Annotated in this window: 23 protein-coding genes; 14 read left to right on the top strand and 9 right to left on the bottom strand. The window is 69.1% G+C overall.

Annotated elements, in window-relative coordinates:
• Positions 1 to 25: 25 nt before the first annotated feature.
• Complete coding sequence (locus tag RMO12_RS04690; RefSeq protein WP_309638396.1) at positions 26 to 622, bottom strand: SPOR domain-containing protein; 597 nt, start codon at positions 620 to 622, stop codon at positions 26 to 28.
• A 14-nt stretch (positions 623 to 636) separates the two neighbouring features.
• Positions 637 to 2,313, bottom strand: a complete 1,677-nt coding sequence (argS, locus tag RMO12_RS04695) for an arginine--tRNA ligase (RefSeq protein ID WP_309638397.1) — start codon at positions 2,311 to 2,313, stop codon at positions 637 to 639.
• Between the two features lie 191 nt (positions 2,314 to 2,504).
• Here argS and RMO12_RS04700 point away from each other — a divergent pair, with 191 nt between their 5' ends.
• Positions 2,505 to 3,857: a serine/threonine-protein kinase gene (locus RMO12_RS04700; protein WP_309638398.1), complete on the top strand. Its 1,353-nt coding sequence runs from the start codon at positions 2,505 to 2,507 to the stop codon at positions 3,855 to 3,857.
• 228 nt (positions 3,858 to 4,085) lie between these two features.
• Positions 4,086 to 4,391 carry a PsiF family protein gene (locus RMO12_RS04705; RefSeq protein ID WP_309626453.1) on the top strand — a complete coding sequence of 102 codons (306 nt, stop codon included), beginning with the start codon at positions 4,086 to 4,088 and terminating at the stop codon, positions 4,389 to 4,391.
• Between the two features lie 51 nt (positions 4,392 to 4,442).
• On the opposite strand, the gene RMO12_RS04710 is transcribed toward RMO12_RS04705, so the two are convergent.
• Complete coding sequence (locus RMO12_RS04710; RefSeq protein WP_309626452.1) at positions 4,443 to 5,375, bottom strand: LysR family transcriptional regulator; 933 nt, start codon at positions 5,373 to 5,375, stop codon at positions 4,443 to 4,445.
• A gap of 87 nt (positions 5,376 to 5,462) precedes the next feature.
• Between RMO12_RS04710 and RMO12_RS04715 the strand changes: the two genes are divergently transcribed.
• The 10 genes from RMO12_RS04715 (at position 5,463) to RMO12_RS04760 (ending at position 15,516) form a co-directional block, all read left to right on the top strand.
• Entirely contained in the window at positions 5,463 to 6,167 is a 705-nt protein-coding gene (locus RMO12_RS04715; protein ID WP_309626451.1) for a haloacid dehalogenase type II, read from the top strand.
• Positions 6,168 to 6,184: 17 nt separating this feature from the next.
• Positions 6,185 to 7,771, top strand: a complete 1,587-nt coding sequence (gene aceB / locus RMO12_RS04720; RefSeq protein WP_309638399.1) for a malate synthase A — start codon at positions 6,185 to 6,187, stop codon at positions 7,769 to 7,771.
• A gap of 6 nt (positions 7,772 to 7,777) precedes the next feature.
• Entirely contained in the window at positions 7,778 to 7,996 is a 219-nt protein-coding gene (locus RMO12_RS04725) for a nucleotidyltransferase domain-containing protein (protein ID WP_309638400.1), read from the top strand.
• Between the two features lie 18 nt (positions 7,997 to 8,014).
• On the top strand, positions 8,015 to 8,344 hold the full coding sequence (locus RMO12_RS04730) for a HepT-like ribonuclease domain-containing protein (RefSeq protein ID WP_309638401.1): 330 nt from the start codon (positions 8,015 to 8,017) through the stop codon (positions 8,342 to 8,344).
• A 254-nt stretch (positions 8,345 to 8,598) separates the two neighbouring features.
• Positions 8,599 to 9,156, top strand: a complete 558-nt coding sequence (locus RMO12_RS04735; RefSeq protein ID WP_309638402.1) for a sigma-70 family RNA polymerase sigma factor — start codon at positions 8,599 to 8,601, stop codon at positions 9,154 to 9,156.
• Positions 9,153 to 9,899, top strand: coding sequence for an anti-sigma factor domain-containing protein (locus RMO12_RS04740; RefSeq protein WP_309638403.1), 747 nt, complete (start codon positions 9,153 to 9,155; stop codon positions 9,897 to 9,899). The genes RMO12_RS04735 and RMO12_RS04740 overlap by 4 nt, the downstream gene beginning before the upstream one ends.
• Before the next feature lie 79 nt (positions 9,900 to 9,978).
• Positions 9,979 to 12,039 carry a M13 family metallopeptidase gene (locus tag RMO12_RS04745; RefSeq protein ID WP_405029619.1) on the top strand — a complete coding sequence of 687 codons (2,061 nt, stop codon included), beginning with the start codon at positions 9,979 to 9,981 and terminating at the stop codon, positions 12,037 to 12,039.
• A gap of 75 nt (positions 12,040 to 12,114) precedes the next feature.
• Positions 12,115 to 13,374 (top strand): geranylgeranyl reductase family protein, encoded by a 1,260-nt coding sequence (locus RMO12_RS04750; protein WP_309638405.1) that lies wholly within the window; start codon positions 12,115 to 12,117, stop codon positions 13,372 to 13,374.
• Positions 13,375 to 13,441: 67 nt separating this feature from the next.
• The gene (locus tag RMO12_RS04755) at positions 13,442 to 14,200 is read left to right on the top strand and encodes a class II glutamine amidotransferase (protein ID WP_309638406.1); all 759 of its coding nucleotides are present in this window, start codon (positions 13,442 to 13,444) and stop codon (positions 14,198 to 14,200) included.
• Positions 14,201 to 14,328: 128 nt separating this feature from the next.
• Complete coding sequence (locus RMO12_RS04760) at positions 14,329 to 15,516, top strand: DUF4382 domain-containing protein (RefSeq protein WP_309638407.1); 1,188 nt, start codon at positions 14,329 to 14,331, stop codon at positions 15,514 to 15,516.
• A gap of 44 nt (positions 15,517 to 15,560) precedes the next feature.
• Here the strand turns inward: RMO12_RS04760 and pyrF are convergent, their stop codons facing one another.
• From pyrF to purB, 3 genes are read right to left on the bottom strand one after another with little or no spacing between them, the layout of a single operon-like run.
• On the bottom strand, positions 15,561 to 16,382 hold the full coding sequence (gene pyrF, locus RMO12_RS04765; RefSeq protein ID WP_309638408.1) for an orotidine-5'-phosphate decarboxylase: 822 nt from the start codon (positions 16,380 to 16,382) through the stop codon (positions 15,561 to 15,563).
• Positions 16,383 to 16,423: 41 nt separating this feature from the next.
• Positions 16,424 to 16,573 (bottom strand): hypothetical protein, encoded by a 150-nt coding sequence (locus RMO12_RS04770; RefSeq protein ID WP_309638409.1) that lies wholly within the window; start codon positions 16,571 to 16,573, stop codon positions 16,424 to 16,426.
• 16 nt (positions 16,574 to 16,589) lie between these two features.
• On the bottom strand, positions 16,590 to 17,960 hold the full coding sequence (purB, locus tag RMO12_RS04775; RefSeq protein ID WP_309638410.1) for an adenylosuccinate lyase: 1,371 nt from the start codon (positions 17,958 to 17,960) through the stop codon (positions 16,590 to 16,592).
• A 301-nt stretch (positions 17,961 to 18,261) separates the two neighbouring features.
• Between purB and RMO12_RS04780 the strand changes: the two genes are divergently transcribed.
• A complete protein-coding gene (locus RMO12_RS04780) occupies positions 18,262 to 18,879 on the top strand; it encodes a glutathione S-transferase N-terminal domain-containing protein (protein WP_309626363.1) in 618 nt (205 codons plus the stop codon).
• 116 nt (positions 18,880 to 18,995) lie between these two features.
• Here the strand turns inward: RMO12_RS04780 and RMO12_RS04785 are convergent, their stop codons facing one another.
• The 3 genes from RMO12_RS04785 to RMO12_RS04795 all read right to left on the bottom strand — a co-directional run bounded on the left by RMO12_RS04785 (position 18,996) and on the right by RMO12_RS04795 (position 22,709).
• On the bottom strand, positions 18,996 to 20,912 hold the full coding sequence (locus RMO12_RS04785; protein WP_309638411.1) for an ATP-binding protein: 1,917 nt from the start codon (positions 20,910 to 20,912) through the stop codon (positions 18,996 to 18,998).
• Positions 20,909 to 21,637 carry a response regulator transcription factor gene (locus RMO12_RS04790; protein WP_309626974.1) on the bottom strand — a complete coding sequence of 243 codons (729 nt, stop codon included), beginning with the start codon at positions 21,635 to 21,637 and terminating at the stop codon, positions 20,909 to 20,911. The genes RMO12_RS04785 and RMO12_RS04790 overlap by 4 nt, the downstream gene beginning before the upstream one ends.
• Before the next feature lie 163 nt (positions 21,638 to 21,800).
• A complete protein-coding gene (locus RMO12_RS04795) occupies positions 21,801 to 22,709 on the bottom strand; it encodes an alpha/beta hydrolase (RefSeq protein ID WP_309638412.1) in 909 nt (302 codons plus the stop codon).
• Between the two features lie 52 nt (positions 22,710 to 22,761).
• Between RMO12_RS04795 and RMO12_RS04800 the strand changes: the two genes are divergently transcribed.
• A partial coding sequence (locus tag RMO12_RS04800; RefSeq protein WP_405029620.1) for an Eco57I restriction-modification methylase domain-containing protein occupies positions 22,762 to 25,958 on the top strand: 3,197 nt, incomplete at its 3' end.

A 25,958-nucleotide genomic window follows, 5' to 3' on the forward strand; every position in this document is an offset into this window, starting at 1 on the left:
GGGGTGCCGCCGCAAAGTTCAGCGGCTACTGCCTTTGCACCCGCACCAGCGCCGCGGTCATGCCGGCGCCGTCAAGCAAGGTCTTGGCGGCCTCGGCATCGGCGCGCTGGTTGAACGGGCCGATGCGCACACGGTACATGACGCGCCCCGCCTGCTCGCGCTCGGTGATCCTTGATTCGAACCCCTGAATCGCCAGCTTGGCGCGCTGTGCCTCGGCCTCCTCGGTGCGGGCATAAGCGCCGGCCTGCACGAAATAGACAAACGCGTCAGCCGTCCCGGTGGTGGACAGGCTGGACCCCGGCACGGCCGGGCCGCCCAGCGACGGCGCATCGCGCGCGGTGCGCGGCGCAGACGCGGCCGCCGTCGGCCCCGCGGCCGAAGCGGGCGCGGAGGCCGGGCGAGCCGGGTTCTTGCCGGCCAGCGGCGCGTTCGGGTCCCAGTTGCGGTTTTTCTCGGCCTCCGCGGCGTCCTGATCGGCGCTGCGCTGCGGCACCTTGTTGATGAAAGGCACCGGCACTTTGGTGACATAGAGCGCCACGCCGAGCGCGAGCGCCAGGCCGACCAGCAGGCCGACCACCATGCCGATGATGAAACCGCCGCGTTGAGAGGAAGGAAATGGCATTGAAGCTCCGGTCGTCACATTTTCTCGGGGGCGCCAACGCCGATCAGCGTGAGCCCGTTCTCGAGCACCTGCGCGGTGGCAGCCAGCAGGGCCAGCCGCGCGCGCGTCAAGTCCGCGTCGTCACCGAGAAACCGCTCGGCGGCGTAATAGGTGTGGAAAGCCGCCGCAAGATCGCGCAGGTAAAAAGCCACGTCATGCGGCGCCAGATCTTTGGCAGCAGCAGTGAGCATGGCCTCGAAGGCCGCCAGCTTGAGCATCAGCGCGGCCTCGGTCGGTGCGACGAGTCGCGACAAATCGGCCTTGCCGTCGGCTGCGGCCGCGCCGCCTTGCGCCAGCACCGAGCAGATGCGCGCATGCGCGTACTGCACGTAATAGACCGGGTTCTCGTCGTTGCGCTTCAGCGCCAAGTCGACATCGAACACGAACTCGGTGTCGGCCTTGCGGCTGATGAGGAAGAAGCGCACCGCGTCGCGGCTGGTCCACTCGATCAGGTCACGCAGGGTCACGTAGCTGCCGGCGCGCTTGGAGATCTTGACCTCCTCACCGCCACGCATCACGGTCACCATCTTGTGCAACACGTAGTCGGGAAAGCCCGCCGGGATGCCCACGTCGACCGCCTGCAAGCCGGCGCGCACACGCGCGATGGTGCCGTGGTGGTCGCTGCCCTGGATGTTGATGACCTTGCGAAAGCCGCGCTCCCACTTGTTGACGTGGTAGGCGACGTCGGGCACGAAGTAGGTGTAGTCGCCGCCCGACTTGCGCATCACGCGGTCCTTGTCGTCGCCGTAATCCGTGCTGCGCAACCACAGGGCGCCGCCCTCCTCGTAGGTCTTGCCGGCAGCGACCAGCCGCGCGACCGTCGCCTCGACCCGCCCGCTCGTGTACAGGCTCGACTCGAGGAAGTAGTGGTCGAAGCGCACGCCGAAGGCCTGCAGGTCGAGGTCCTGCTCGTGGCGCAGATAGGCCACGGCGAACTGGCGGATGCCGTCCATGTCATCGGCGTCGCCCGATGCGGTGAACGCGCGGTCGTCGGCCGCGACGGTCTTCTTGTCCAGGAAATCGCGCGCAATGTCGGCGATGTAATCACCGTTGTAGGCCGACTCGGGCCACCGCGCGTCGCCCGGGGCGAGACCCTTGATGCGCGCCTGCGTCGACGCCGCGAGCGTGGCGATCTGCACGCCCGCGTCGTTGTAATAGAACTCGCGCGTGACCGCGGCGCCCTGGCTTTCAAACAGCCGGCACACCGCGTCGCCGAGCGCGGCCTGGCGGCCGTGGCCGACGTGCAGCGGCCCGGTCGGGTTGGCCGACACAAACTCCACCAGCACGCGCTGGTCGTTCGCGGGCTGGTGCCCGAACGCCTCACCGGCTTCGAGCACTTCGGCGATGACTTGCTGGCGGGTCGCGGCCTTCAGGCGCAGGTTGATGAAGCCCGGGCCGGCGATCTCCAGCGACTCGACCCAGCGCTGCACGGCCCCCTGACGCTGCAAGGCCGCGATCAACTCGCCCGCCAGCTCGCGCGGATTGCGCTTGAGCGGCTTGGCGAGCTGCATGGCGGCGGTGCAGGCGAGGTCGCCATGCAAAGCCTGCTTGGGGCTTTCGAAGGTAGCGAGCGCAGCGTGGGTCTGCTCGGGCGCGATGTCGGCGAGCGCATCGCCGAGTGCAGCCCGCAGCTCTTGTTGGGCACGGATCATCGAAAGATTTTACCGAGCGGTTCGCAGCGCCCGCATGAGCACGCACGGCCGCCCGAAGGCGAACATCGGAGTACGCAGTACGAAGCTTGCCCGATGAGCACTGCGTCACGACACGTGCGGCGGCACTGCAGCGCGACTTGCCGCCCGGCGCGCGCGATGGAAAGATGCGCCATTGCACGATGATCGCCTCGATGCTGCCTGCCCTCTCGACAACCACGACGACCCTCGCGCCGCTGCCCGAATTCATCGGCAAGTACCGCGTGCTGCGCAAGCTCGGCGAAGGCGCGACCAGCGAGGTATTTCTCTGCCGCGACGACTTCAAGGACCGCGAGGTCGCGGTCAAGCGCGTGCGCGCCATCGCCCTGGCTGACGTGAGCGGCGGCGCCTTGCAGGCGCGCTTCTTTGCCGCCGAAGCCGCGCTGGTGGGCCGCTTGCAGCACCCGAACGTGGTGCAGATCTTCGACGCCGTGCCCGACCGCCACGAGCCCTATGTAGTGATGGAGTACGTGCCGGGCACCACCTTGCGGCCGTTTTGCCGCACCGACCAGCTGCTGCCGCTCGACCAGGTGGTGGAAATCGGCTTCAAGTGCGCGATGGCGCTGGGGTATGTGTCGCGCCAGGGCCTGATCCATCGCGACGTGAAGCCGGCCAACCTGCTGGCCGTGATGGCAGGCGAGGACATCGTCGACGTGAAGGTGAGCGACTTTGGCAGCGTGCTCAACCTGCAGGCCGACACCACGCAGGTGTTTCGCGTCGGCTCGCTGGCCTACATGTCGCCCGAGCAACTCGACGGCGGAGCGCTCGACGCGCGTGCCGACATCTACTCGCTTGGCGCCGTGCTCTACCACCTCATCGCCGGGCGTCCACCGTTCGAGGCGCAGGCGCAATCGGCACTGATGGCGCAGATCTACACGGCCGAGCCGACGCCGCTCACGGCGCTGCGCAGCGGCGTCGACCCAGCGCTCGACCGGGCCGTGCAACGCGCGCTCGAAAAATCTCCCGACGCGCGCTACGCTGGCTGGGACGCCTTTGCGCAGGCACTCTCGGCGCTGGTTGCCAACCACCAAGTGCCGCGCGGCCAGGCCCAGGGCGTGCTCGACTCCGAGCGCTTCACGCTGTTGCGCGCGCTGGAGTTTTTCAGTCAGTTCGGTGACGTGGAGTTGTGGGAAGTGGTACACCGCGCCGCCTGGCAACGCCATCCGGTGGGCCACCCGATCTACCGCCGCGGCGAGGACGGCAACACTTTTCACATCATCGCGGCCGGTGCGGTCGACGTACACCGCGACGGGCAGCGCGTGGCACACCTGGGCGCCGGCACGTCCGTGGGCGAAATGGCCTACCTCGCGCCCAACCTGGAGCTGCGCCGCCACAGCGCCGACGTGGTGGTAGTCGAGCCGGCCACCACCGTCTCGTTCACACCCGAGTCGATGGCGCGGCTGAGCCCGGGCTGCCGGCATCTGTTCGACGAGGCCTTCATCCGCGTGCTGGTGCGCCGGCTTCACGTCGCGCACGAAGCGCTTGCGCATCCGCGGCGCATCCTCTGAGGTGACGACCCCCACGCACCTGCGGTGCTGCCCCCCGAGGGGGCGCTCAGCCCCCTTGGGGCGGCCCGGCGCGGGCTGAGCACGGCCAACGCCGTTGGCTGACAACCACCCTTCAGGCGGTCAACGCCTGCGGCCGCCTCACGTTCATCAGCTTGTGGCGCGGCGGGGGCCCGTGCTTCAATAAAAGCGGCAATTTCGCCGAAAGCCCCCGAGAGGCAAGGAGACTTCATGAAGAATTTGTTGACCGCCGTGGCCCTGTGCGCCGCCGTTCTGAGCGCGCAGGCTGCAGACAAGATGGCGCCAGCCGCCGACAAGGCACCCACCGCACAGCAGGGCAAGATGGCCACCTGCAACAAGGACGCCACCGGAAAGAAGGGCGACGAGCGCAAGGCCTTCATGAAGGAGTGCCTGTCTTCCAAGCAAGCCACGCAGCAGAACAAGATGAAGACCTGCAACGCCGACGCCACCGGCAAGAAGGGCGAAGAGCGCAAGGCCTTCATGAAGACCTGCCTGAGCGGCGGCAAGCCGGCGTGATCTAGCGCTTCACGTCACTGCAATTTGGCGCGCTGCGAGCGCGCCGGGCAATCAGTGCGCAGGCACTGATTGCTGATCCGATGCCGACCAATACGCGGTGTCGCCGTAGGTGTGCTTGAGGAAGTCGATCCACAGCCGCACGCGCAGCGGCAAATGCTTGCGCTGCGGGAACACGGCGTAGATACCGTTGGCCGGCGCCGCAAAATCGTCGAGCAGCGTGACCAGCGTGCCTGCCGCCACTTCCTGCTCCACCTCCCAGGTACTGCGCCAGGCGATGCCGTGGCCCGCCATGCACCAGTCGTGCAGGACCTGTCCGTCCGAGCAGTCATAGCGTCCGCTCGGTCGCAGGTGCGCCATCTCGCCGTCGATCGTGAACGCCCAGCCGTGCGCCTGGCTGGCGTTGGAGCTGAGCGTGAGGCACTGGTGGCGCGCCAGTTCGCTCGGGTGCCGCGGCGTGCCGGCGTGCTGCAGGTAGCCGGGCGCGGCCACGCACAGGCGTCGGTTGTCGGCCAGGCGCAGGCTCACCAGACTGGAATCGGGCAGGTCGCCCACGCGCACCGCGCAGTCGAAGCCCTCGTTGACGATGTCGACCACGCGGTCGCTGAGATTGAGCGAGACCGACACCTCGCCGTGCTGGAGCGCGAACCGGGGCACGAGCGGTGCGACATGGCGGCGCCCAAAGCCGGCCGGCGCGGCAATGCGCAGGTGCCCGCTGGCCTTCACCCCGCCGGCGCTGACGCTGGCCTCGGCGTTGGCCAGGTCGGCCAGCACGCGCTGCGCATCTTCCAGAAAGGCGCTGCCTTCGTGTGTCAGGCTGATGCGCCGCGTGGTGCGCACCAGCAGCTTCACGCCCAACCGCTCCTCGAGCGCGTCGATGCGCCGGCCGATCACCGCGGGCGCCACGCCCTCGGCGTGGGCAGCGGCGGTGAGGCTGCCCTTGGTGGCGGTCGAGGCAAAGGACTCGATCTGTTTGAGGCGATCCATGCCCGCCATTAAATCCCGAAAAGTAAAAGATAAAGCGCCGATTGGTCTGGGAATCATCGCTCCGGTTCGCAATACAGTGCTGCCATCATGAAGCCGAGCATCTCCTTGCCGCCCGTCCAGGCCGTCCTGTTCGACGCCTACGGAACGCTGTTCGACGTCTACAGCGTCGGCGCGCTTGCCGAGCAACTGTTCCCCGGCAAGGGCGAGGCGCTGGCCCTGCTGTGGCGCGACAAGCAGATCGACTACACGCGGCTCACCTCGATGAGCCAGCGCTATCGCCCGTTCTGGGAACTGACGCGCGCCGGCCTGCGCTTCGCCGCGGCACGCCTGGGCCTGGCGCTGAGTGCCGAGCACGAGACGCAGCTGCTCAACCAATACCGCCATCTCAGCGCCTTTCCCGAGAACAAGCCGGTGCTGCAGGCCTTGAAGGCGCGCGGCATCGAAACCGGCATCCTCAGCAACGGCGACCCCGAGATGCTGGGCATCGCGGTGCGAAGCGCCGGCTTCGAGGGCCTCTTCGACCACGTGATCAGCGCCGACGCGGTGCAGCGCTACAAGACCGACCCGGCCACCTACGCGCTGGGCACCCAGGCGCTCGGCAAGCCGGCCAGGCAAATCCTGTTCGTGTCGAGCAACGGCTGGGACGCGATCGGCGCCACTTGGTTCGGCTACACCACGCTGTGGGTCAACCGCGCGAAGCTGCCGCTCGAAGCGCTCGACACCGAGCCCACGCAAACCGGCAGCAGCCTGCGTGACGTGCTGCGTTTTTTTCCTGAACACCTGACCTGTTGATGAGCGAGGAGATTGCCATGACGACCCTGAACCTGCCCGCTGGCGTGCAGATCAACGCGCCGCTGCTGCCCGGCTTCGAGACCATCCTCACGCCCGGCGCGCTCGAACTCGTGGCCAAGCTGCACCGCGCCTTCGAGCCGCGGCGCCAGGCGCTGCTGGCCGCACGTGCGGCGCGCGCGAAGCGGCTCGACGCCGGTGAGCGCCCGGACTTCCTGCCCGAGACGAAAGCCATCCGCGAGGGCGACTGGACCATCGCAAAGCTGCCCAAGGCGCTGGAATGCCGCCGCGTGGAGATCACCGGGCCGGTGGAAGCCAAGATGATCATCAACGCCTACAACTCGGGGGCGGACAGCTACATGACCGACTTCGAGGACAGCAACTCGCCGGTGTGGTCCAACCTGATCCAGGGCCAGATCAACCTCTACAAGGCGATTCGGCGCACGCTCACCGTGGGCCAGGCGGGCAAGACCTACAAGCTCAACGACAAGATCGCCACCTTGCAGGTGCGCCCACGCGGCTGGCACCTCGACGAGAAGCACGTGCTGGTCGACGGCACGCGGGTCCACGGCGGCATCTTCGACTTTGCGCTGTTCATGTTTCACAACGCCAAGGAACAACTTTCGCGCGGCGCCGGCCCCTACTTCTATTTGCCCAAGCTCGAAAGCCATCTCGAGGCGCGCCTGTGGAACGACGTCTTCGTGATGACGCAAACCGAACTCGGCCTGCCGCAAGGCACGATCAAGGCGACGGTGCTGATCGAGACCATCCTCGCGGCCTTCGAGATGGACGAAATCCTCTTTGAGCTGCGCGAGCACTCGGCCGGCCTCAATGCCGGGCGCTGGGACTACATCTTCTCGTGCATCAAGAAGTTCAAGATGGACCGCGACTTCTGCCTGGCTGACCGCGCCAAGGTCACGATGAAAGCGCCGTTCATGCGCGCTTACGCGCTCTTGCTGCTCAAGACCTGTCACCACCGCAACGCGCCGGCCATCGGCGGCATGAGCGCGCTGATCCCGATCAAGAACGACCCCGAGAAAAACGCCGTGGCGATGGAAGGGATCATCAAGGACAAGCGCCGCGACGCGATGGACGGCTATGACGGCGGCTGGGTCGCGCACCCCGGCCTGGTGGAGTCGGCGATGAAGGAATTCGTCGACGTGCTGGGCGAGCGGCCCAACCAGATCGAGCGCAAGAAGCCCTACGTGTACATCACCGCCGCGCACCTTATTGACTTCAAGCCCGAGACGCCGATCACCGAGGCCGGCTTGCGCATGAACATCAACGTGGGCATCTACTACCTCGGCTCCTGGCTGGCCGGCAACGGCTGCGTGCCGATCTACAACTTGATGGAAGACGCCGCCACCGCCGAGATCTCGCGCTCGCAGGTGTGGCAGTGGATCCGCTCGCACAAGGGCGTGCTCGAGGACGGCCGCAAGATCACCGCCGAGATGGTGCGCAAGATGGTGGCCGAGGAGCTGGCCGGCATCAAGGAGGCCGGCTATCAGGGCACCACGATCGACCGCGCGGCGCGGATCTTCGAGCAGATGAGCACGCAGGACGAGTTTGCGGAGTTTCTGACCTTGCCGCTGTACGAAGAAATCTGAGCCCCAATGGAAATCCAGCGGGGAGTGAAAACTCGAGAGCACGCGCGCGAAGACAGCGATGCCGACTTCTTGGTCGCCTTCGATGGCCCGGCCAACTCGACGCGCTATTTCGGCCTCCAGTTCTATCTTGAAGACCTGCTGGGTTGCCCGGTCGATCTGGTGGCCGAGAAGGCGCTGCGACCCCAGCTGCGTCCCTCCGTCGAGCGCGACGCGATCCATGTCTGAAGCTTCGCTGCCGCGCGAATGGCGGTTCTACGTCGAAGACATGGGGGTCTTCTGCGACAAGGTTCTCACGTACACGCGGGGCTTCGAGCGCGCTCTTTCGCGGCCGACGCAATGCGCTACGACGCAACGCTCGGCGATCTCGAGCTGATCGGCGAGGCGGCCACTCATGTACCTGCCGACGTGCGGGCGACGGCACCCGACGTGCCGTGGCGCATGGTCATCGCCGTGCGCAATAGGCTGATTCATGGTTACCTCGGCATTGACGACGACACGCTCTGGGGCATCGTCCGCGACGACTTGGTGCCGCTGCGTGAGTGCTTGACGAAGCTGCTCGCCACAAGGCCGTAGGAAGTCAATGCCTGAACGCGCAGGCGGCGCAGATCGGTGGCGCCGCCGGGCCGGCGCTGATCGACTTGGCGATCACGTTCTGAGTTAACGCTGTCAAACGCGGGCGGCGTGATCGCCGGCCCGCATTGCATTGCAGCACCGCGGCGCCAGCCGGGCTGTCCGCGACCGGCCGGCGCCGCGTCCGCACCCCCACGAACCAAATACCCGGCGGCAACGCCGGCCTGCCTAGAATGCGCGCCATTGCCTGCCCACCCATGACGATGTTCGCCAACGCCGCCGACGCCTTCGACTACGAGTCGGCGCTCGAGGCGTGCGCGCGCGGCGAGCGCTTCGCCCTGCGAGCGCTCTACGACCGCGAAGCGCGCTGGCTGCTCGGCGTGGCGCAGCGCATCGTGCGCGACCAGGACATGGCGCATGACGTGCTCCAGGACGCTTTCATCCAGATCTGGCAACGCGCCGCGAGCTACCAGCGCGCGCTGGGCTCGGCACGCGGCTGGATCTACACCGTCGTGCGGCATCGCGCGCTCGACGAAGTGCGCAAGGTGCGGCGCGAGCTGCCGGTCGGTGACGATCTCGAGGCCATCGCCGACCACCACGCCCTGCGCGAAGCAAGCCATTCCCTCGCGCCCGACACCGCCTCGCTCGACCGCTGCTTGCAGACGCTCGAGGAGCGCAAGCGCGAATGCATCGTCTACGCCTTCGTCGAGGGCTACACGCACGAGCAGATCGCCGAGCGGCTCGCCACGCCGGTGGGCACCGTCAAATCCTGGATCCGCCGCGGCCTGATCGCGCTCAAGGAGTGCCTGTCGTGAACCTCGGCGAGCCAGAAGACCGCAGCGTCGCCGCCGGCGAATACGTGCTCGGCACGCAAGACGCCGAGGCGCGCGCCGCCTTCGAGCAGGCGCTGGCCGCCGACGCCGCCTTGCAGGCCGAGATCTACGTCTGGCAGGACCGCTTGCTCGGGCTGGTCGGGCGCGTCGCGCCGGCCGAGCCGCCATTGCAGATGTGGCCGCAGATCGAAGCAAAGATCGCCGCACCGGTCATCGCACCGCGCGCGACCGGCGTGCCCATGCCCGGTACCGACACCGCCCGACCCTCCGCGAACGACCCGCTGTGGCGCCGGCTGCGCCGTTGGCAGATGACCGGCGGCTTGGCCATCGCCGCTTCGCTGGTGCTGGCCAGCCTGCTGGTGCTGCGCGCGCCCGCGCCGGCCGAGTCGCAGCGCTACCTCGCCGTGCTGCAGAGTCCCGACCTCACCGCCGGCTGGGTGGTCGAGGCCAGTGCGCGCGGCGGTGTTCGCCTGGTGCCGGTGGGTACCACCGCGCCGGTGCCGCCCGGCAAGGCACTGCAGTTCTGGACCAAGCCGCTGGGTGCGGCCGGGCCCACGTCGCTCGGCCTGGTGCGCCCGGGGCAGGTGACCGAGCTGCCGGCAGCACGCCTGCCCGCACTGGGCGAGCAGCAACTGTTCGAGCTCACGCTGGAGCCGGAAACCGGCTCGCCGATCGGCCGGCCGACCGGGCCGATCCTGTTTGTCGGCAAGACGGTGCGGCTCTAGGGCACGCCCGGCGCGCCAGCACAGCGGGCCGCATTAAAGTGCGGCCTGCGCCGACCAGCGCGGCCGATCCAACCCGGCCATGAGCCGGGAGAAAGCTTGCGTGAGTTTCATCCGACCTTTCCAGGCACTCGCCTTGGGCGTTTGCGTGTTAGCCGCTGCCTTCACCGCCGCCGCGCAGCCGACCGCCGCAGCCCCTGCCTCGGGCATCGATTCGTCCTTCATCGACCCAGCGGTGCGCGTGCAGGATGACCTGTTTCGGCACGTCAACGGCGGCTGGCTCGAACGCACGCCGATCCCGCCGGATCGCGCGTCCACCGGCGCCTTCGAGCAACTCCACGAGGCGATCCAGCCGCAGTTGCGCACGCTGATCGAAGAGGCCGCCGCCGCGCGCCACGACGCCGAAGCCAGCCAGATCGGCGACCTCTACGCCAGCTTCATGGGCGAGGCCGCGCTTGAAAAATTGGGCGTCAAACCCATCGCCGCCGAGCTGGCCGCGATCGACGCGGTGGCCGACCGCTCGCAGTTGGCGCGGCTGATGGCGCGCGCCATCCGTGCCGGCATCAGCATGCCGATCGCCCTGGACATCCACCAGGACGGGCGCGACCCGACGCGCTACATCGCCGATCTGTCGCAAGGCGGCCTCGGCCTGCCCGCCCGCGACTATTACCTGCTGGACGACCCGCGCTTCAAGCAAGTGCGCGGCAGCTACCTCGTGTACATGGCCAGGATGCTCGCGCTCGCGGGCGAACGCAAAACCGCCCACATCGCGCGCGCGGTGCTGGCTCTGGAAACCGCGCTGGCAAGGGCGCAGTGGACCCAGCTTGAAAACCGGGACCCGGTCAGGATCTATAACAAGGTGGAGCTGACGGCGCTGTGCGAGCTGGCGCCGGGTTTCAACTGGGCCAGCTTCCTCGCCGGCACGGGCCTGGCGGGCACGGTGGGCGATGTCATCGTCAGCCAGCCGAGTTACGTCACCGCCCTGGGCCGGCAGATAGAACACGCCCCGCTCGACGTGTGGAAGGCCTACGCCAAGCTGCGCATGCTCGACGCCTACGCGCCCTACCTCGACAAGGCCTTCGTCGACCTGCGTTTCGCCTTCGCCGGCACCGCGCTGCGCGGCACGCCCGAGAACGCACCGCGCTGGGAGCGCGGCGTGGCACTCGTCGAAGCCTCGCTCGGCGACGGCCTGGGCAAGCGCTACGTGCAGCGGCACTTTCCGCCCGCGCACAAGGCGCGCATGGAAAAGCTCGTCGCCCATTTGCTGGCCGCCTACCGCGAGAGCATTGCCGCGCTCGACTGGATGAGTGCCCAGACCCGGCGCGAGGCGCAGGCCAAGCTCGCCCGCTTCACGCCCAAGATCGGTTATCCCGCGCGCTGGGTCGATTACGGCGCACTCGAGATCCGCGCGGGCGACCTGGTCGGCAACGTGCGGCGTGCGCGTGAGTTCGAAAGCGCGCGCCAGATCGCCAAGCTGGGCCGCCCGATCGACCGCGACGAATGGCTGATGACCCCGCAGACCGTCAACGCTTACTACAACCCCGAGCAGAACGAGATCGTGTTCCCGGCGTCCATCCTGCAGCCGCCGTTCTTCGACCCCAACGCCGACGACGCGGTCAACTACGGCGGCATCGGCGCGGTGATCGGCCACGAGATCAGCCACGGCTTCGACGACCAAGGCAGCCAGTACGACGGCGAGGGCCGGCTGCGCGACTGGTGGACACCGGGCGACCGCGAGCGCTTCAACGCCAAGACCCAGGCGCTCGTCGTGCAATACGGCGCCTACACGCCGGTGGCGGGCTACCCGATCGACGGCGCGCTCACCTTGGGCGAGAACATCGCCGACAACTCCGGCCTCGAGATCGCCTACAAGGCCTATCAGCTCTCACTCGGCGGCCAGCCCGCGCCCACCCTCGACGGCCTGTCGGGCCAAGCGCGTTTTTTCTACGGCTTCGCGCAGGTGTGGCGCGGCAAGGCGCGCGAGGCGGCGCTGATCGAGCAGCTGAAGTCCGATCCACATGCGCCGGACGAATTTCGCGCCAACGGCGCCGTGCGCAACCACCCGGGCTTCTATTCGACCTTCGGCGTGAAGCCTGGCGACGGCATGTACCTGGCGCCCGAGGAGCGTGTGTCGATCTGGTGAGCCGGCGCCGTGGCCGGGCCAGCGCCTGCCTAGAATTCGCCATCGCCGCGCCGCTTTGTCGCCCTGCCTGCACCGATGTCCGCTGACCTGCTCAACCGCCCGCTCCACGAGTTGCCCGCCACCTGCGACGTCCTGGTGGTCGGCGCCGGCCCGGCCGGCAGCGCGGCGGCGCAGACCCTGGCGCGCGCCGGGCTCGACGTGGTGCTGGTCGACCAGCACGCGTTTCCGCGCGACAAGGTCTGCGGCGACGGCCTCATCCCCGACGCCCACCGCGCGCTGCGCCGCCTGGGGGTACACGACGAGGTGATGGCGCTAGCACAACCCGCCGCCCACCTGCGCTGCGTGGCGCCACGCGGCAGCCACATCGACGTGCCCGGCACCTTGGCGGTGCTGCCGCGCAAACAGCTCGACCTGGTGCTTTGTCGCGCCGCCGCCGCGGCCGGCGCGCGCATGTTCGCGCCGCTGCGCTTCATGGAGCCGCTGCAGGACGCGGCCGGCACCGTGGTCGGTGCGCGGCTGCGCGCGGGGACACACGAAACGCGCGAGCTGCGCGCGCGATGGGTGCTGCTCGCCACCGGCGCCGTGCCACAGGCGCTCATCGCGGCGGGCGCCTGCGAGCGGCGCACGCCCAGCGCCGTGGCGCTGCGCGGCTACGTGAAGAACGACGCCATGGTCGGGCACATCACCGAGCTGGAAGTGCTGTGGCATCGCAGGCTCAAGCCCGGCTACGCCTGGATCTTCCCGTGCCCGGACGGCGTCTTCAACATCGGCGTGGGTGTGGGCCAGAGCCACGCCACCGGCCGCGACGGCCACAACGTCATGCAGAACGTGAACCTGCGCGATGTGTTCGCCGCCTTCACCGATCTCTACCGCCCGGCGCGCGAGCTGATGGCCGGCGGCACCCTGCTCGGCGACCTGAAGGGCGCGCCGCTGCGCTGCTCGCTGCAGGGCGCGACCTACGCCAAGCCGGGTCTGCTCGTCACCGGCGAGGCCGCCGGCACCACCTACGCGCTCACCGGCGAAGGCATCGGCAAGGCGCTCGAAACCGGCATCCTCGCCGCCGAAGCGGTGCAGGCGGGCCTGCAGCAAGGCGTGGGCGACGCCGCCGTGCGCGAGCGCTACGAAGCCGCCCTCCTCGCCCTGCGCCCGCGCTTCGCGGTCTACGACCGCGCCAACTCCGTCAACGAACACCCATGGCTGGTCGACCTGCTGGTGTGGAGCGCCCGGCGCAACCCGCAGCGCCTGGCGCGCATGAGCGGCGTGCTGGAAGAAACGCACCTGCCGGGCAACCTGATCACGGCGCGCGCGCTGGCACGGCTGGTGTTTGCGCGGTGAGCGGCGATTTGGCACCGGCGACTGATCAAATGACTTACCCACCGGCCCCGTCAGTCTGAACGCGACCATGTGCCAACTCCTCGGCATGAACGGCAACACGCCGACCGACATCGTGTTCAGCTTCACGGGCTTCGCGACGCGCGCGGTCGAACACAAGGACGGCTTCGGCATCGCGTTCTTTGAAGGGCCCGGCGTGCGCTGCTTCGTCGACCACCACAGCGCCAGCGAATCGCCGGTGGCGGCGATGGTGAGGCACTACCCGATCAGGAGCAAACATGTCATCGCGCACATCCGCAAGGCCACGCAGGGTCGCGTGGCGCTCGAGAACACGCACCCCTTCGTGCGCGAGCTGTGGGGGCGCTATTGGGTGTTCGCGCACAACGGCGACTTGAAGGACTACCACCCCAAGCTGCACGCCGCGTTCCACCCGGTGGGCGACACCGACAGCGAGCGTGCGTTCTGCTGGATCCTGCAGGAGCTGGCCAAGAACCACGCCTCGCTGCCGAGCGTGCGCGACCTGACCGAGACGCTGCGCGAGCTGGCCGCGCCGATCGCGCGCCACGGCACCTTCAACTTCCTGCTCAGCCACGGCGACGCGCTGTGGGCGCATGCGTCCACGCGGCTGCACTGGCTGGTACGCCAACACCCGTTCGCGCGCGCGCGACTGCAGGACGACGACCTGACCGTCAACTTTGCCGAGCACACCACGCCGAGCGACCGCGTCGCCGTGGTCGTGACCGAGCCGCTCACGGCCGACGAGCCCTGGCAGGCGTTCGCGCCCGGCGAGCTGAAGGTATTCGAGGCGGGCAAGCCACTGCTCGTGTGAGCAAGGTCGCGTGATGTAACCGCCACCGGCTGCGCGTCGCGCTTTGCTTGCAACTCGATACGCCAACGGGTGGGCGCGCTGTCACGCCGTGGGATGCTGCGCTCCACCCAAGACCCAAAAGGAACTTCATGAAATTGCTTTCGATGACCAGCCTGGCGGCAGCCTTGTCCCTGACAGCCTGTGGCGGTGGCGGCGGCACTGCCCCGGCAACGGTCAGCGGCATGGGCAGCGCGCGCATATCGATCACCGATGCGCCGGCCTGCGGCTACGAGCAAGTCAACGTCACGGTCGAGAAGGTCCGCGTCCACCAGAGCGACACGGCCGCCGACACGGATGGGGGCTGGTCGGAACTGGCGCTTTCGCCGCCGCGCCGCATCGACCTGCTGGCGCTGCAAAACGGCGTGCTGGCCGAGCTCGGCACGCTGCCCCTGCCGACGGGCACCTACACGCAGGTGCGTCTGGTGCTGGCGGCCAACAGCGGCGCGCCCCTGGCCAACTCGGCGTTGCTCACGGGGGGCGGCGAGGTCGAACTCAAGACGCCGAGCGCGCAGCAAAGCGGCAGCAAGATCAAGGCGAACTTCACCGTCGGCACCACGCAGGTGGCCGACCTGGTGCTTGACTTCGACGCCTGCAAGTCGATCGTCAAGGCCGGCAACTCCGGCCAGTATTTGCTCAAGCCGGTGATCGCGGCGATCCCGGTGTTCGCGGCGGCGGGCAATGCGATCCAGGGCTTTGTCGACCCGGCTTTGCTCGTGGGCGGCGTCACCGTGTCCGCGCAATCGGCCGGCTTCGCGGTCAAGAGCACGGCGCCCGACGCGAGCGGCAAGTTCGTGCTCTCGCCGGTCGCGGTGGGCAGCTACGACGTGGTGCTCACCGCGCCGGGCCGCGCCAGCGCCGTGATCACGGCGGTGCCGGTGATCGACACGGCGCGCACCACGCTCGCCAGCACCGCTACGCCGCTGGCGCTGGTGGCCAGCAGCACTCGCGTGGCCAGCGGCGCCGCCACGACCAGCGGCAGCACGGTCATTCCCGAGGCCACGCTGCGCGTGATCCACAAGCTCGGCGGTGGGCCGAACGTGGAAATCGCCTCGCTCCAGGTCGACCCGAGCAACGGCAACTACAGCTTCACGCTGCCGACCGGCGCACCCGGCAAGGCGGCCTATGCGGCCAGCGCGACGTCCTACACCTTCACGCCCGACGCGCCCGCCGCCGCCAAGTACACGCTCGAAGCGGTGGTGCCGGGCAAGCCGACGCAGCCGGCCGACATCGACCTGACCAGCGCCGACGCGGTGAAAAACTTCAGCTTTGCAATCTGAGCGGTTGACGCTTTGCCGTTGTGATGCGCAACGGCGGCACGCCGTCAGCGCGCCCGGTTGAGCGCCAGGCGCGTTGCAAGCGCCGCCTGGCGTGCGGCGCTGGCAAAGTCTTTGCCGCCGCTCGCGTAGAGCACCGCGCGCGATGAGCTGACGATGATCGGCGCGTCGGGCCGCCACGCCGCGCGCACCGTGGCGGCCGCGTCACCGCCCTGCGCACCGATGCCGGGAATGAGCAGCGGCAGGGTCGGCGCAATCGCGCGCACCCGCGCCAGCTCCTCGGGGAAGGTCGCGCCCACCACCAGGGCGAGCTGGCCGCTGCGGTTCCACGGCCCCTGCGCCAGCGCGGCGATGTGCTCGTAGAGCCGCGGCGTGCCCTCGACATCGGCCAGGCGCTGCGCCTGCAAGTCACTGCCGCCCGCGTTGGAGGTGCGGCACAGCAGGATCGCGCCCTTGCCGGGCCAGCGCAAATAGGGCTCGATCGAATCGAAGCCCATGAACGGCGACAAGGTCACCGCGTCGGCCTGGTAGCGCTCGAAGGCTTCGCGTGCGTACTGCTCGGCGGTCAAGCCGATGTCGCCGCGCTTGGCGTCCAGGATCACCGGCACCTCGGGCGCGACCTTGCGGATGTGCGCCATCAGCCGCTCCAGCTGGTCTTCGGCGCGGTGCGCCGCGAAGTAGGCGATCTGCGGCTTGTAGGCCAGTACCAGGTCGCGGGTGGCGTCGACGATGGCGCTGCAGAAATCAAAGATGCGCGAAGCATCGCCGGTCCACGGCGCGGGGAACTTCGACGGTTCGGGGTCGAGGCCGACGCACAGCAGCGTGTCGTTGCGGCGCTCGGCGGCGGCGAGGCGGATGAGGAAGCTCATGGGCTGGGTCCGTTAGTTTTCGTCCGACCGCGCAGCACCGATCACGACCGGTGGCGCGCGCCGGTAGTGGAATTCCCATGCTGGCTCGCCATCAGGCTTGAAACCGCGACGCCGGTAGAAGCGGTTGGCAGCGCCAGCAGCACCTCGGAATCTTCATCGCGGACCAGCTCGAAGCGGAACGCCGGAGTCATCGCGTCGCCCGGCTGGTCAGCGCGGCCGGCGCGCCAGCGCGGCGGCCATGCCCGTGTAGCTGCCCGGGGTCATCGCCCGCAGCCGGTCCTTCTCGGCCTGCGGCAACTCGAGCGTGTCGATGAACGCCGCCACCGCCTCGCGCGTGATTGCCTTGCCGCGCGTGAGCTCCTTCAGGCGCTCGTAGGGCTTGGGCAAGCCATACCTTCGCATCACCGTCTGGATCGGCTCGGCGAGCACTTCCCAGGCGGCGTCGAGGTCGGCCGCGAGTGCGGCCTCGTTGACCTCGAGCTTGGCCAGGCCGCGCGCGAGCGAGTCCCAGGCGAGCACGGCGTAGCCGAGTGCCACGCCCATGTTGCGCAACACGGTGGAGTCGGTGAGGTCGCGCTGCCAGCGGCTGATCGGTAGCTTCTGGCTCAGGTGAGTGAGCAGCGCATTGGCCAGACCCAGGTTGCCTTCGGCGTTCTCGAAGTCGATCGGGTTGACCTTGTGCGGCATCGTGGAGGAGCCGATCTCGCCGGCCTTCAGGCGCTGCTTGAAGTAACCCAGGCTCACGTAGCCCCATAGGTCGCGCGACCAGTCGATCAGGATGGTGTTGGTGCGTGTCAGCGCGTCGAACAGCTCGGCCATCCAGTCGTGCGGCTCGATCTGGATGGTGTGGCTGTTGAACGCGAGCCCCAGCTGCTGCTCGACGACCTTGCGGCTGAAGGCCTCCCAGTCGATGTCGGGATAGGCAGCGAGGTGCGCGTTGTAGTTGCCGACCGCACCGTTCATCTTGGCCAGCGGCTTGACGGCGGCGATGCGCTCGCGCGCGCTCGCCAGCCGCGCGCTGACGTTGGCGATCTCCTTGCCCACCGTGGTGGGGCTGGCGGTCTGGCCGTGCGTGCGGCTGAGCATCGGCAGGCCCGCGAAAGTGTGCGCCATGGTGTCGAGCGTGGCGATGAGGCCGTCGAGCGCGGGCAGCAGCACGGTCTCGCGCGCACTCGCGAGCATGAGCGCGTGGCTGGTGTTGTTGATGTCCTCGCTGGTGCAGGCGAAGTGGACGAACTCGCCGGCACGCGCGAGTTCAGGCACATCGGCGAACTTCGACTTGAGCCAGTACTCGACCGCCTTGACGTCGTGGTTGGTGGTGCGCTCGATGTCCTTGATGGCCTGCGCGTCGACTTCGGCAAACGCTTCGACCAGGCGGCGCAACCACGCGCGCGCCGCGGCCGCGAGCGGCGCTAGTTCCGGCAGGCCGGCGTCGGACAGGGCGATGAACCACTCGACCTCGACCTGCACGCGCCGGTGCATCAGGCCGAACTCGCTGAGCAGCGGGCGCAGCGCGGCCAGCTTGGGGGCGTAGCGGCCGTCGAGCGGCGACAGGGCGGTGAGCACGGAAGGATTCATCGAAGACCTGGACGGTGGGCGTCGTTGCCTGGGTCAATTGTAGAAAGCGATCGGGCCGCCCGGCCGGCGTGAGCCCGACACAGCGCCGCGCGCTCGGCGTCCGGCTTGCAAACGCAAGGTCGATGTCCATCGTCTTCTTCCCGTCCTCGTTGTTTGTTCGCCGCGGTCGGGGCACGCAAACAGCCGCGCGTCCCCTGGAACGAGGGAGGCAAAGCGCCTGCAGGCACGCCGCGTGACGCTTTCACCACGGCCAGCCGTCCGGCTTCCATAGAATCGCGCAAATCTTTCAGCCGCCCACCCCATGAAACTCATTGGTTCGCTCGCCAGTCCCTATGTGCGCAAGGTGCGCATCGTGATGGCCGAGAAGAAGCTCGACTACCAGTTCGTGCTTGACGACGTGTGGGGACCGTCCAGCGCCATCGGGGAATCCAATCCGCTGGGCAAAGTGCCGTGCCTGGTGATGGAGGGCGGCGAAGCGGTGTTCGACTCGCGCGTCATCGTCGAATACGTCGACATGCTCTCGCCCGTCGGCAAGCTCATCCCGGCTGGCGGCCGCGAGCGCATCGAAGTGCGCACCTGGGAGGCGCTGGCCGACGGGCTGCTCGACGCAGCCATCATGGCGCGCCTGGAGCGCACTTGGGCGGGCCGCAGCGAGGCCGAGCGCAGCAGCGCCTGGATCGAGCGCCAGATGGTCAAGGTGCGCGCCTGCCTGGTTGCCATGAGCCAAGGTCTCGGCGATCGCGCTTGGTGTGCGGGCAATCACTTCACGCTGGCCGACATCTCGCTCGGCTGCGCACTCGCCTGGCTGGAATTCCGCTTCCCCGAGGTCGAGTGGCGCACCAGCCAGCCCAATCTGGCGCGGCTGGCCGACAAGCTGGCGCTGCGCACGACCTTCATCGACACGGCGCCCGTGGCGTGAAATTGGTGACCCCCAGGCACCTGCGGTGCCGCCCCCCGCGGGGGTGTTCAGCCCTCTTGGGGCGGCCCGGCGAGGACTGAAGCCGCCGCGCTTGATCGCCGCGCGCCTTCGCCGGTTCAGGCGCGCGGTGGCAACAACAGCGTGATGCCCCAGCCCTCGTCCTGCGGGCCGCTGGTCAGTTCGGCCGACAGGGCCTGGGCGCGGCGCTGCATGTTGGCCAGACCCCGGCCGCCGCGCAACATGGACTGCGGCACGAACAGCGGCAACGTGGCGGGGCTCTCCAGGTCGGGCTGTTGCACGCCGTTGTCGACCACCGCGAGCGACAAGGCGCCATTCGCGCGCGACTCGAGGCGCAGCCATACGACGCTGGCATGGGCGTGCTTGAGTACGTTGGTGAGCGCCTCGCGCACGATGCGCAGCACATGCAGCGTGTCGGCGGCGGGCAGCTCGACGGTGCTGGCGGCGTCGGCCACCTGCCAGACCAGTCGCACGCCCGAAGCACGCAGCGAGGGTTCGACGCGAAAGCGCAGCTCGGCCAGCGCTTCGATCAACGGGCGCCGGTCGTGCTCGAGCGAATCGAGCGCCAGGCGCAGCTCGACCAGGCAGTCTTCGAGCGTGAGTTTCAGGTCGCGCAGCGGCTCGTCGACCTGACGCGCGGCGCCGCCCTGCGGCGCCGCGGACTGACGCGACACCTGCGAGGTCAGCGCAAGCGCGGCCACCAGCCGGCCGCCCAGCCCGTCGTGCATCTCGCGCAGGATGCGGTCGCGTTCGGCCAGTACCGCCTGCTCGCGCTCGCGCTCGCGCGTGGCTTGGAAAGCGGCCTGCAACTCGCGTTCCTTTTGCGCCACGCGGTCCTGCAATTCGCGGTTGAGGCCGCGCAGCGCGGTGCCGGAACGCTCGAACTCGTCGACCAGCAGCCAGGCCAGCACCGCCAGCAGCAGCAGGATGATGTAGCGCGCCCAGGTCAGCTCGCCGTAGTCGTACAGCACGCGCAGCACCCAGAAATCGCGTGTACCGAGCACCACGCTGACCGCCGCCACCGCGCTGAGCAGCAGCGCCGACAAGGTGCGCTCGCGCCAGGCGGTGGCCAGCAGCACCGCCGTGAGCCACGCCGCCGTGGCCAGGGTGCCCCCCTGCACCAGCGTGCGCAGCAGCGGCGCATTGAGGACCCAGCCGCCGATGCTGATGAGCAGGGCGAGCAGCGCCCATGCGGCCAGCCAGCGGCGGGCGCGGTCGCTGTCGCGGCCGACGGCATCGAGCGCATACAACGCCATCAGCGCCACGAACCAGGCGTAGGAGGCGTCGAACAAGACCGTGCCATAGGGCGTCCAGGCGTCGCCCGTGGAAAGCTGCATGCCCGAGAGCCGCCACGCCCACAACAGGCTGGCCACGCCGAAGTAGGCATAGCCGGTGCGCCGCACGCGCCAGGCGAGCAGCAAGGCGAGCGAGCCCATCACCGCGGCCGCGGCGCTGAGCACCCAGGTGCCACGCACCTGCCGGTTGGTCAGCTCGGTGTGCAGGGGCTCGATCTCGTCGAGCGGGCCCACCCACACGGCGGACAGGCCGGCGTCGCGCCGCGGCTCGCCGATGACTTCGATCTCGACGCTGTTGGCGCTGCGCCCGAGCAAGGCCCGCGGCAGCGGCAACAGCACCGGCGCCTGCGAAAAATCGGGCAGCGCGCGGCCGCTGCCCGGCGGCGGTGGCGCACCGACCGACAGCAGCGCTTGGCCATTGAGCTCGATGCGAAACAGGTTGCCGACGCGCGGCACGAACAGCGCCGATTGCGGCGAACGCAGCGCGGCGTCGGGCAGCGCCAGCCGGTAGCGCACGGCGCCCGCACGGTTGGGCGCGCTGGCTTCCCAGGCGTCGGGCAAGCGAACGGGACGCGCGCTCCCGGCTTCGACGAGCTGCGCTTGCCGCAGTTCGCGGGCCTGGCGGCCCGGTCGCGCCTCGCCGGCACAGCCCTCCAGCGCCACCGCCAGCACCGCCGCGGCCAGCGCCAATGCCAGCGCGGCGCAGCGGCGCAGGGTCACGCCCAGCCGGGGCGTGTGAGCGCCTGCCCCGTGGCGCGAGCCCGCTGGCCGAGCTGCAGCTTGCGGTACACGTTGCGCACCGACGTGGCGACCGCGTTGGGCGTGGTGAGCAGGCGCTCGGCGATCTCTTCGCCGACATAGCCCTGCGCTACCAGCCGCAGCACCTCGACTTCGCGCGCGCTGATCTCGTGCTCGCGGGGCTTGGGCTCGCTGAAGTCCATGATGCCGCTCAGGGTGGCCGCGTCGCTGTCGTGGAAGCCCGAATCGCGAAAGCTCGAATCGGTATAGCCGTCGTCCTTGAAGCGCTTAAGCAGATGGCGGGCGATGGCCGGCGAGATCGGCGACTCGCCGCGTGCGGCCTGCTGCACCGCACGCACCAGTTCGTCAGCGGTGCAGCCCTTGAGGAAGTAGCCGTCGGCGCCGGCCTCGATGGCATGGATCACGCGCGCCTCGTCTCCAAACACCGAGAACACCAGGATGTGCGGATGCCACACGCCCTCGGAGGCCGGTGCGTGGCTCAACTCGCCGATGAGCTCGGTGCCATCGCCATCGGGCAGGCCCAGGTCGGACAGCAGCACGTCGGGGCGGCACTGCGGCAGCTCGATGCGCGCAATGCTCAGGCGGCTGGCATGGCCGACGCAGCGGATGCCGGGCGCCTCGTTGAGCGTGTCGCGCACATGCCGCGACACCAGCGGGTCGTCCTCGACCAGATAGACCTTCAGCACGCTGACTCCTCGGCAAGAATTCGCTTCATGGGATGAGTCGCGATTCTCGGCAGGGACGCTCGTGTTGACCAGTCCCACGACTCGGGGGCAACCCTCATGACAGCGACCGAGTGCTTAGCGGGTGCGCCGGCATGCGCCAGGCAGCAGCCGACGGCGGCCGACCTCACGGCCCCGCGCCTCCCGTACCGAAGAAGCCCGCCAGCTCGCTGGCCGTCAGCTGCGGCAGCTCTTCGGGGATGAAATGGCCCGCCGCGACGGCGCGGCCGGTGACCGCGCCGTCGCAGGCGGCGCGCCAATCGGCCAGCGGCTGGAACAGCCGCGCCACCACGCCGCGCTCGCCCCACAGCACATGCAGGTCGCAGGCCACGCGCTGCCCCGACGCACGCGAGGCACGGTCGTGTACCAGGTCGATGGAAGCCGCCGCGCGGTAGTCCTCGCAGGCGCCGTGGACGCCCTCGGGCGTGCAGAAGCCGGCTTCGTAGTCGGCCAGCGCCTCGGGCTCGACGAAATCGAGCCCGCCCTGCCCGCCCCAGCCCGACAGCGTCCAACGCAGGTACCAGCGCGCATCGGCGCCGATCTGCCGCTCGGGCAGCGGCTGCGGCTGGATGAGATAGAACCAGTGGTAGTAGGCGGTAGCGAAGGCCATGTCGGTGCGCTCGTACATGGTGAGCGTGGGCGCGATGTCGATCACGCACAGCTTGGCGACCGCGCCGGGATGGTCGAGCGCCAGCCGATGCGCGACGCGCCCGCCGCGGTCGTGGCCGGCGACGAAGAAGCGCTCGTGGCCGAGTGCGCGCATCAACCCCAGCACGTCGGCGGCCATTGCGCGCTTGCTGTAGTTGGCGTGGTCGCTCGCGCCCGCCGGCTTGGCCGAGCGGCCGTAGCCGCGCAGGTCGGGCATGACGAGGCAGTAGTGCCCGGCCAGTTGCTGCGCCACCCGGTGCCACATCACGTGCGTCTCGGGGTAGCCGTGCAGCAGCAGCAAGGGCGGGCCGTCAGGGCGCCCGCCGGTGCGCACGAACAGCGTCGTGCCGTTGACCGCCATCGCCCGCCCATCGATGCCATCGAACATGTCGCTCTCCTTGTCGAGTGCCCGGTGCGCGCGCGGCGCGCTCGCAATACCCATGGCTACACTGCCGCAACCCAAACGCCCCGACGCCATGCAAGGTCAGCTGTTCAGCCAGGATTTCTTGCACCGGGGCATTCGCGATACACCCCCGTGGCAGGAACTGGGCGACGCTGCCCTGCAGGCCTTCAGCGCCGCGCTGCGCGGCATCTTCGCACCGCTTGCCGCGCACTCCGCGCTCAACGAGGCACAGACCGAGCAACTCGTGATCGAGCGCGTGCTGGTCGAACTCGGCTGGGGCGATGACTACCTGCCGCAAGTCAACCTGTCGAAGACGCGGCGCGAAGACGTGCCCGACGTGCTGCTGTTTTCCGACGCCGCCTCCAAGGGCCAGGCACTCGCCGAAAGCAAGGACGACCGTCGCTACCGGCATGGCCTGGCGATCCTGGAAGCCAAGCGCTGGCGGCGCCCGCTCGACCGCGGCGACGGCTCCGACGCCACCGACCCGGGCGCGCCCTCGTCGCAGATGCTGCGTTACCTCAGCCGCGTCGACGTCGTCTCCGACCGCCGCATCAAGTGGGGCATGTTGACCAACGGTGCGGTATGGCGGCTTTACTGGCAAGACGCCCGCTCTCGCGCCGAGGAGTTCTTCGAGATCGACCTCGCCTCGATGCTCGGCGTACACGGCACGCAGCCCGCGCTCGACGACCCCGCGCCCGAGCACGGCCTGAAGCTGTTTTTCCTGCTGTTCAACCGCGCCGCCTTCCTGGCGCAGAGCTGGGACAACGCCGCCCGCACCTTGCACGCCTATGCGCTGAGCGAAGCGCGGCTCTACGAAGAAAAGGTCTCGCAGGACCTCGGCGCGCGCGTGTTCGAAGACATCTTTCCGCGCCTGGCCGACGCGCTGGCGCGCGGCGATTTGCAGGCACGCCGGCAGCAAGTCGGCTACGGCCAGTTCACCCGCCAGCAGTTCACCCGCGACTACCTCGAAGAGGTGCGCGAGGCCGCGCTGGTGTTGCTCTACCGCCTGCTGTTCCTGTTCTATGCCGAAGACCGGCTGCTGCTGCCGGTGCGCGATGCGCGCTACGCCCCCTACAGCGTGCGTGCGCTGCGCGAGCGCGTGCGCGACGACGTCGACGCCGGCCGGGTGTTCTCACGCCAGATGGAGAAGGTCTGGCTCGACTTGAAAGGCGCGTTCTCGCTGATCGACCTGGGCGACGACACCATCGGCATGCCGGCCTACAACGGCGGCCTGTTCGACCGCGCCCGCTCGCCGCTGCTGGCGCGCACGCGGGTGCCCGACGCCGTGATGGCGCCGATCATCGACGCGCTGTCGCGCCGCACCGACGACTCGCAGCGCCTGTGGATCAACTACCGCGACCTCTCGGTTTCGCACCTCGGCGGCATCTACGAGCGCCTGCTCGAATACACGCTGGTCCACCAGGTGCAGGCCGCCGACGATTACCGCGACAAGCCCGAGATCGACCGCCTGGCCGCCACGCCGGCCAGCTTTGCGCGCAAGGTCTCCGGCAGCTACTACACGCACGACGACCTGGTGCGGCTGATCCTGCGCGAGTCGGTCGGCCGGCTCGCCGACGAGCGCGTCGAGCGCTTCGAGGCGCAGCTCGCCAAGTGGAAGGGCAGGCACGCGCTGACCACCGCGCAGTGGGAACTGCTCGACGGCAGCGACGGCGCCGGCCAGCGCGACTCGCTCGACCCGGCGACGCAAATCCTCGAACTGACGGTCTGCGACCCGGCCATGGGCAGCGGCCACTTTCTCGTCTCGCTGGTCGACCACCTGGCCGACCGCGTGCTCGAAGCCGCCGCCGCGGCCTCGCTCGCCGTCAATGCCCAGCCCTGGGCCGCGCACCTCGCGGAGCGCGACAACCCGTGGCAGAGCCCGGTCACCGCGCGCATCGCGCACATCCGCCGCAGCATCAAGCAGACCGCTAAAGCGCGCGGCTGGGCCGTCACCGATGCGCAGCTCGACGACCGCCACATCGTGCGGCGCATGGTGCTGAAGAAGTCGCTGTTCGGCGTCGACAAGAACCCGATGGCCGTGGAGCTAGCCAAGACCGCGCTGTGGCTGCACACCTTCACCGTCGGCGCGCCGCTGTCCTTCCTGGACCACCACCTCAAGCGCGGCGACTCGCTGCACGGCGAGCGGCTCGGCGCCGTGCAGCGGGGCCTGCAGGCGCTCGGCATGCTGTTCCAGCAGGGCGAGCTGCAGCGGCTCGACGTCGCGGCGCGCGGCCTGACCCAGGTGGCCGACCTGACCGACATCGACATCGCCGAGGCCAATCTCTCCAAGCAACTCGCGGCCGAGGCCGCCACGCAGGTCGCACCGCTGCACGCCCTGCTCGACTTCTGGCGTGCGCTGCGCTGGCTGCTGCCGGGCTGGCCGGTCGACGCGGCCAAGCGGCTCGCCAAGCTCGGTGATGAAACCATGCGCAGCGCGCTGCTGGAGCTGCTGTCGCCGGGCCGCAACCTGGTGGCCGCACTCGCCGCTGGCCACATCGACGGCAAGGGCGCGGGCGTCGATGCCGCGAACGCGCTGCTGGCCCGCTGCCGCGCGCTCGCCGCCGAAGAAACTTTCTTTCACTGGTGGACCGCCTTCCCCACCGTCTTCAAGGCCGACGGCAGCGGTGGCTTCGACGCGGTGGTCGGCAACCCGCCCTGGGACCGCATCAAGCTGCAGCAGGTCGAATGGTTTGCCGAGCGTGAGCCGACCATCGCCGCCCAGCCGCGCGCCGCCGACCGCAAGCGCCTGATCGCCGAACTGGAGGAAAAGAAGGCGCCGCTGTGGGCCGACTACGCGCAGGCGATGGAGCGCGCCGAGGCCAACGCCCGCGTGCTGGCCAAGGCCGGCGATTACCCGCTGCTCGGCGGCGGCGATGTCAACCTCTACAGCCTGTTCGTCGAGCGGGCGCAGGCGCTCGTGCGGCCCGAGGGCATCGTCGCGCTGCTGACGCCGAGCGGCATCGCGGCCGACAAGGGCGCGGCCGAGTTCTTCAAGAGCATCTCGACGACGCAGCGGCTCGGGGCTTTGTACGACTTCGAGAACCGCCACAACCCCGGCGGCAGCTTCTTCCCGGATGTCGACTCGCGCTTCAAATTCACGACATTGGTGTTCGGTGGGGCGCAGCGCCGGTTTGAGCGCAGCCATTGCGCCTTCTACCTGCACCGGCTCGAAGACCTGGACGACGCGCAGCGCGTGCTCGCCCTGACGGCCGAGGACTTCCGACTCCTCAACCC

The organism is Methylibium sp., assembly GCF_031393925.1.
Taxonomy (GTDB): domain Bacteria; phylum Pseudomonadota; class Gammaproteobacteria; order Burkholderiales; family Burkholderiaceae_C; genus Methylibium.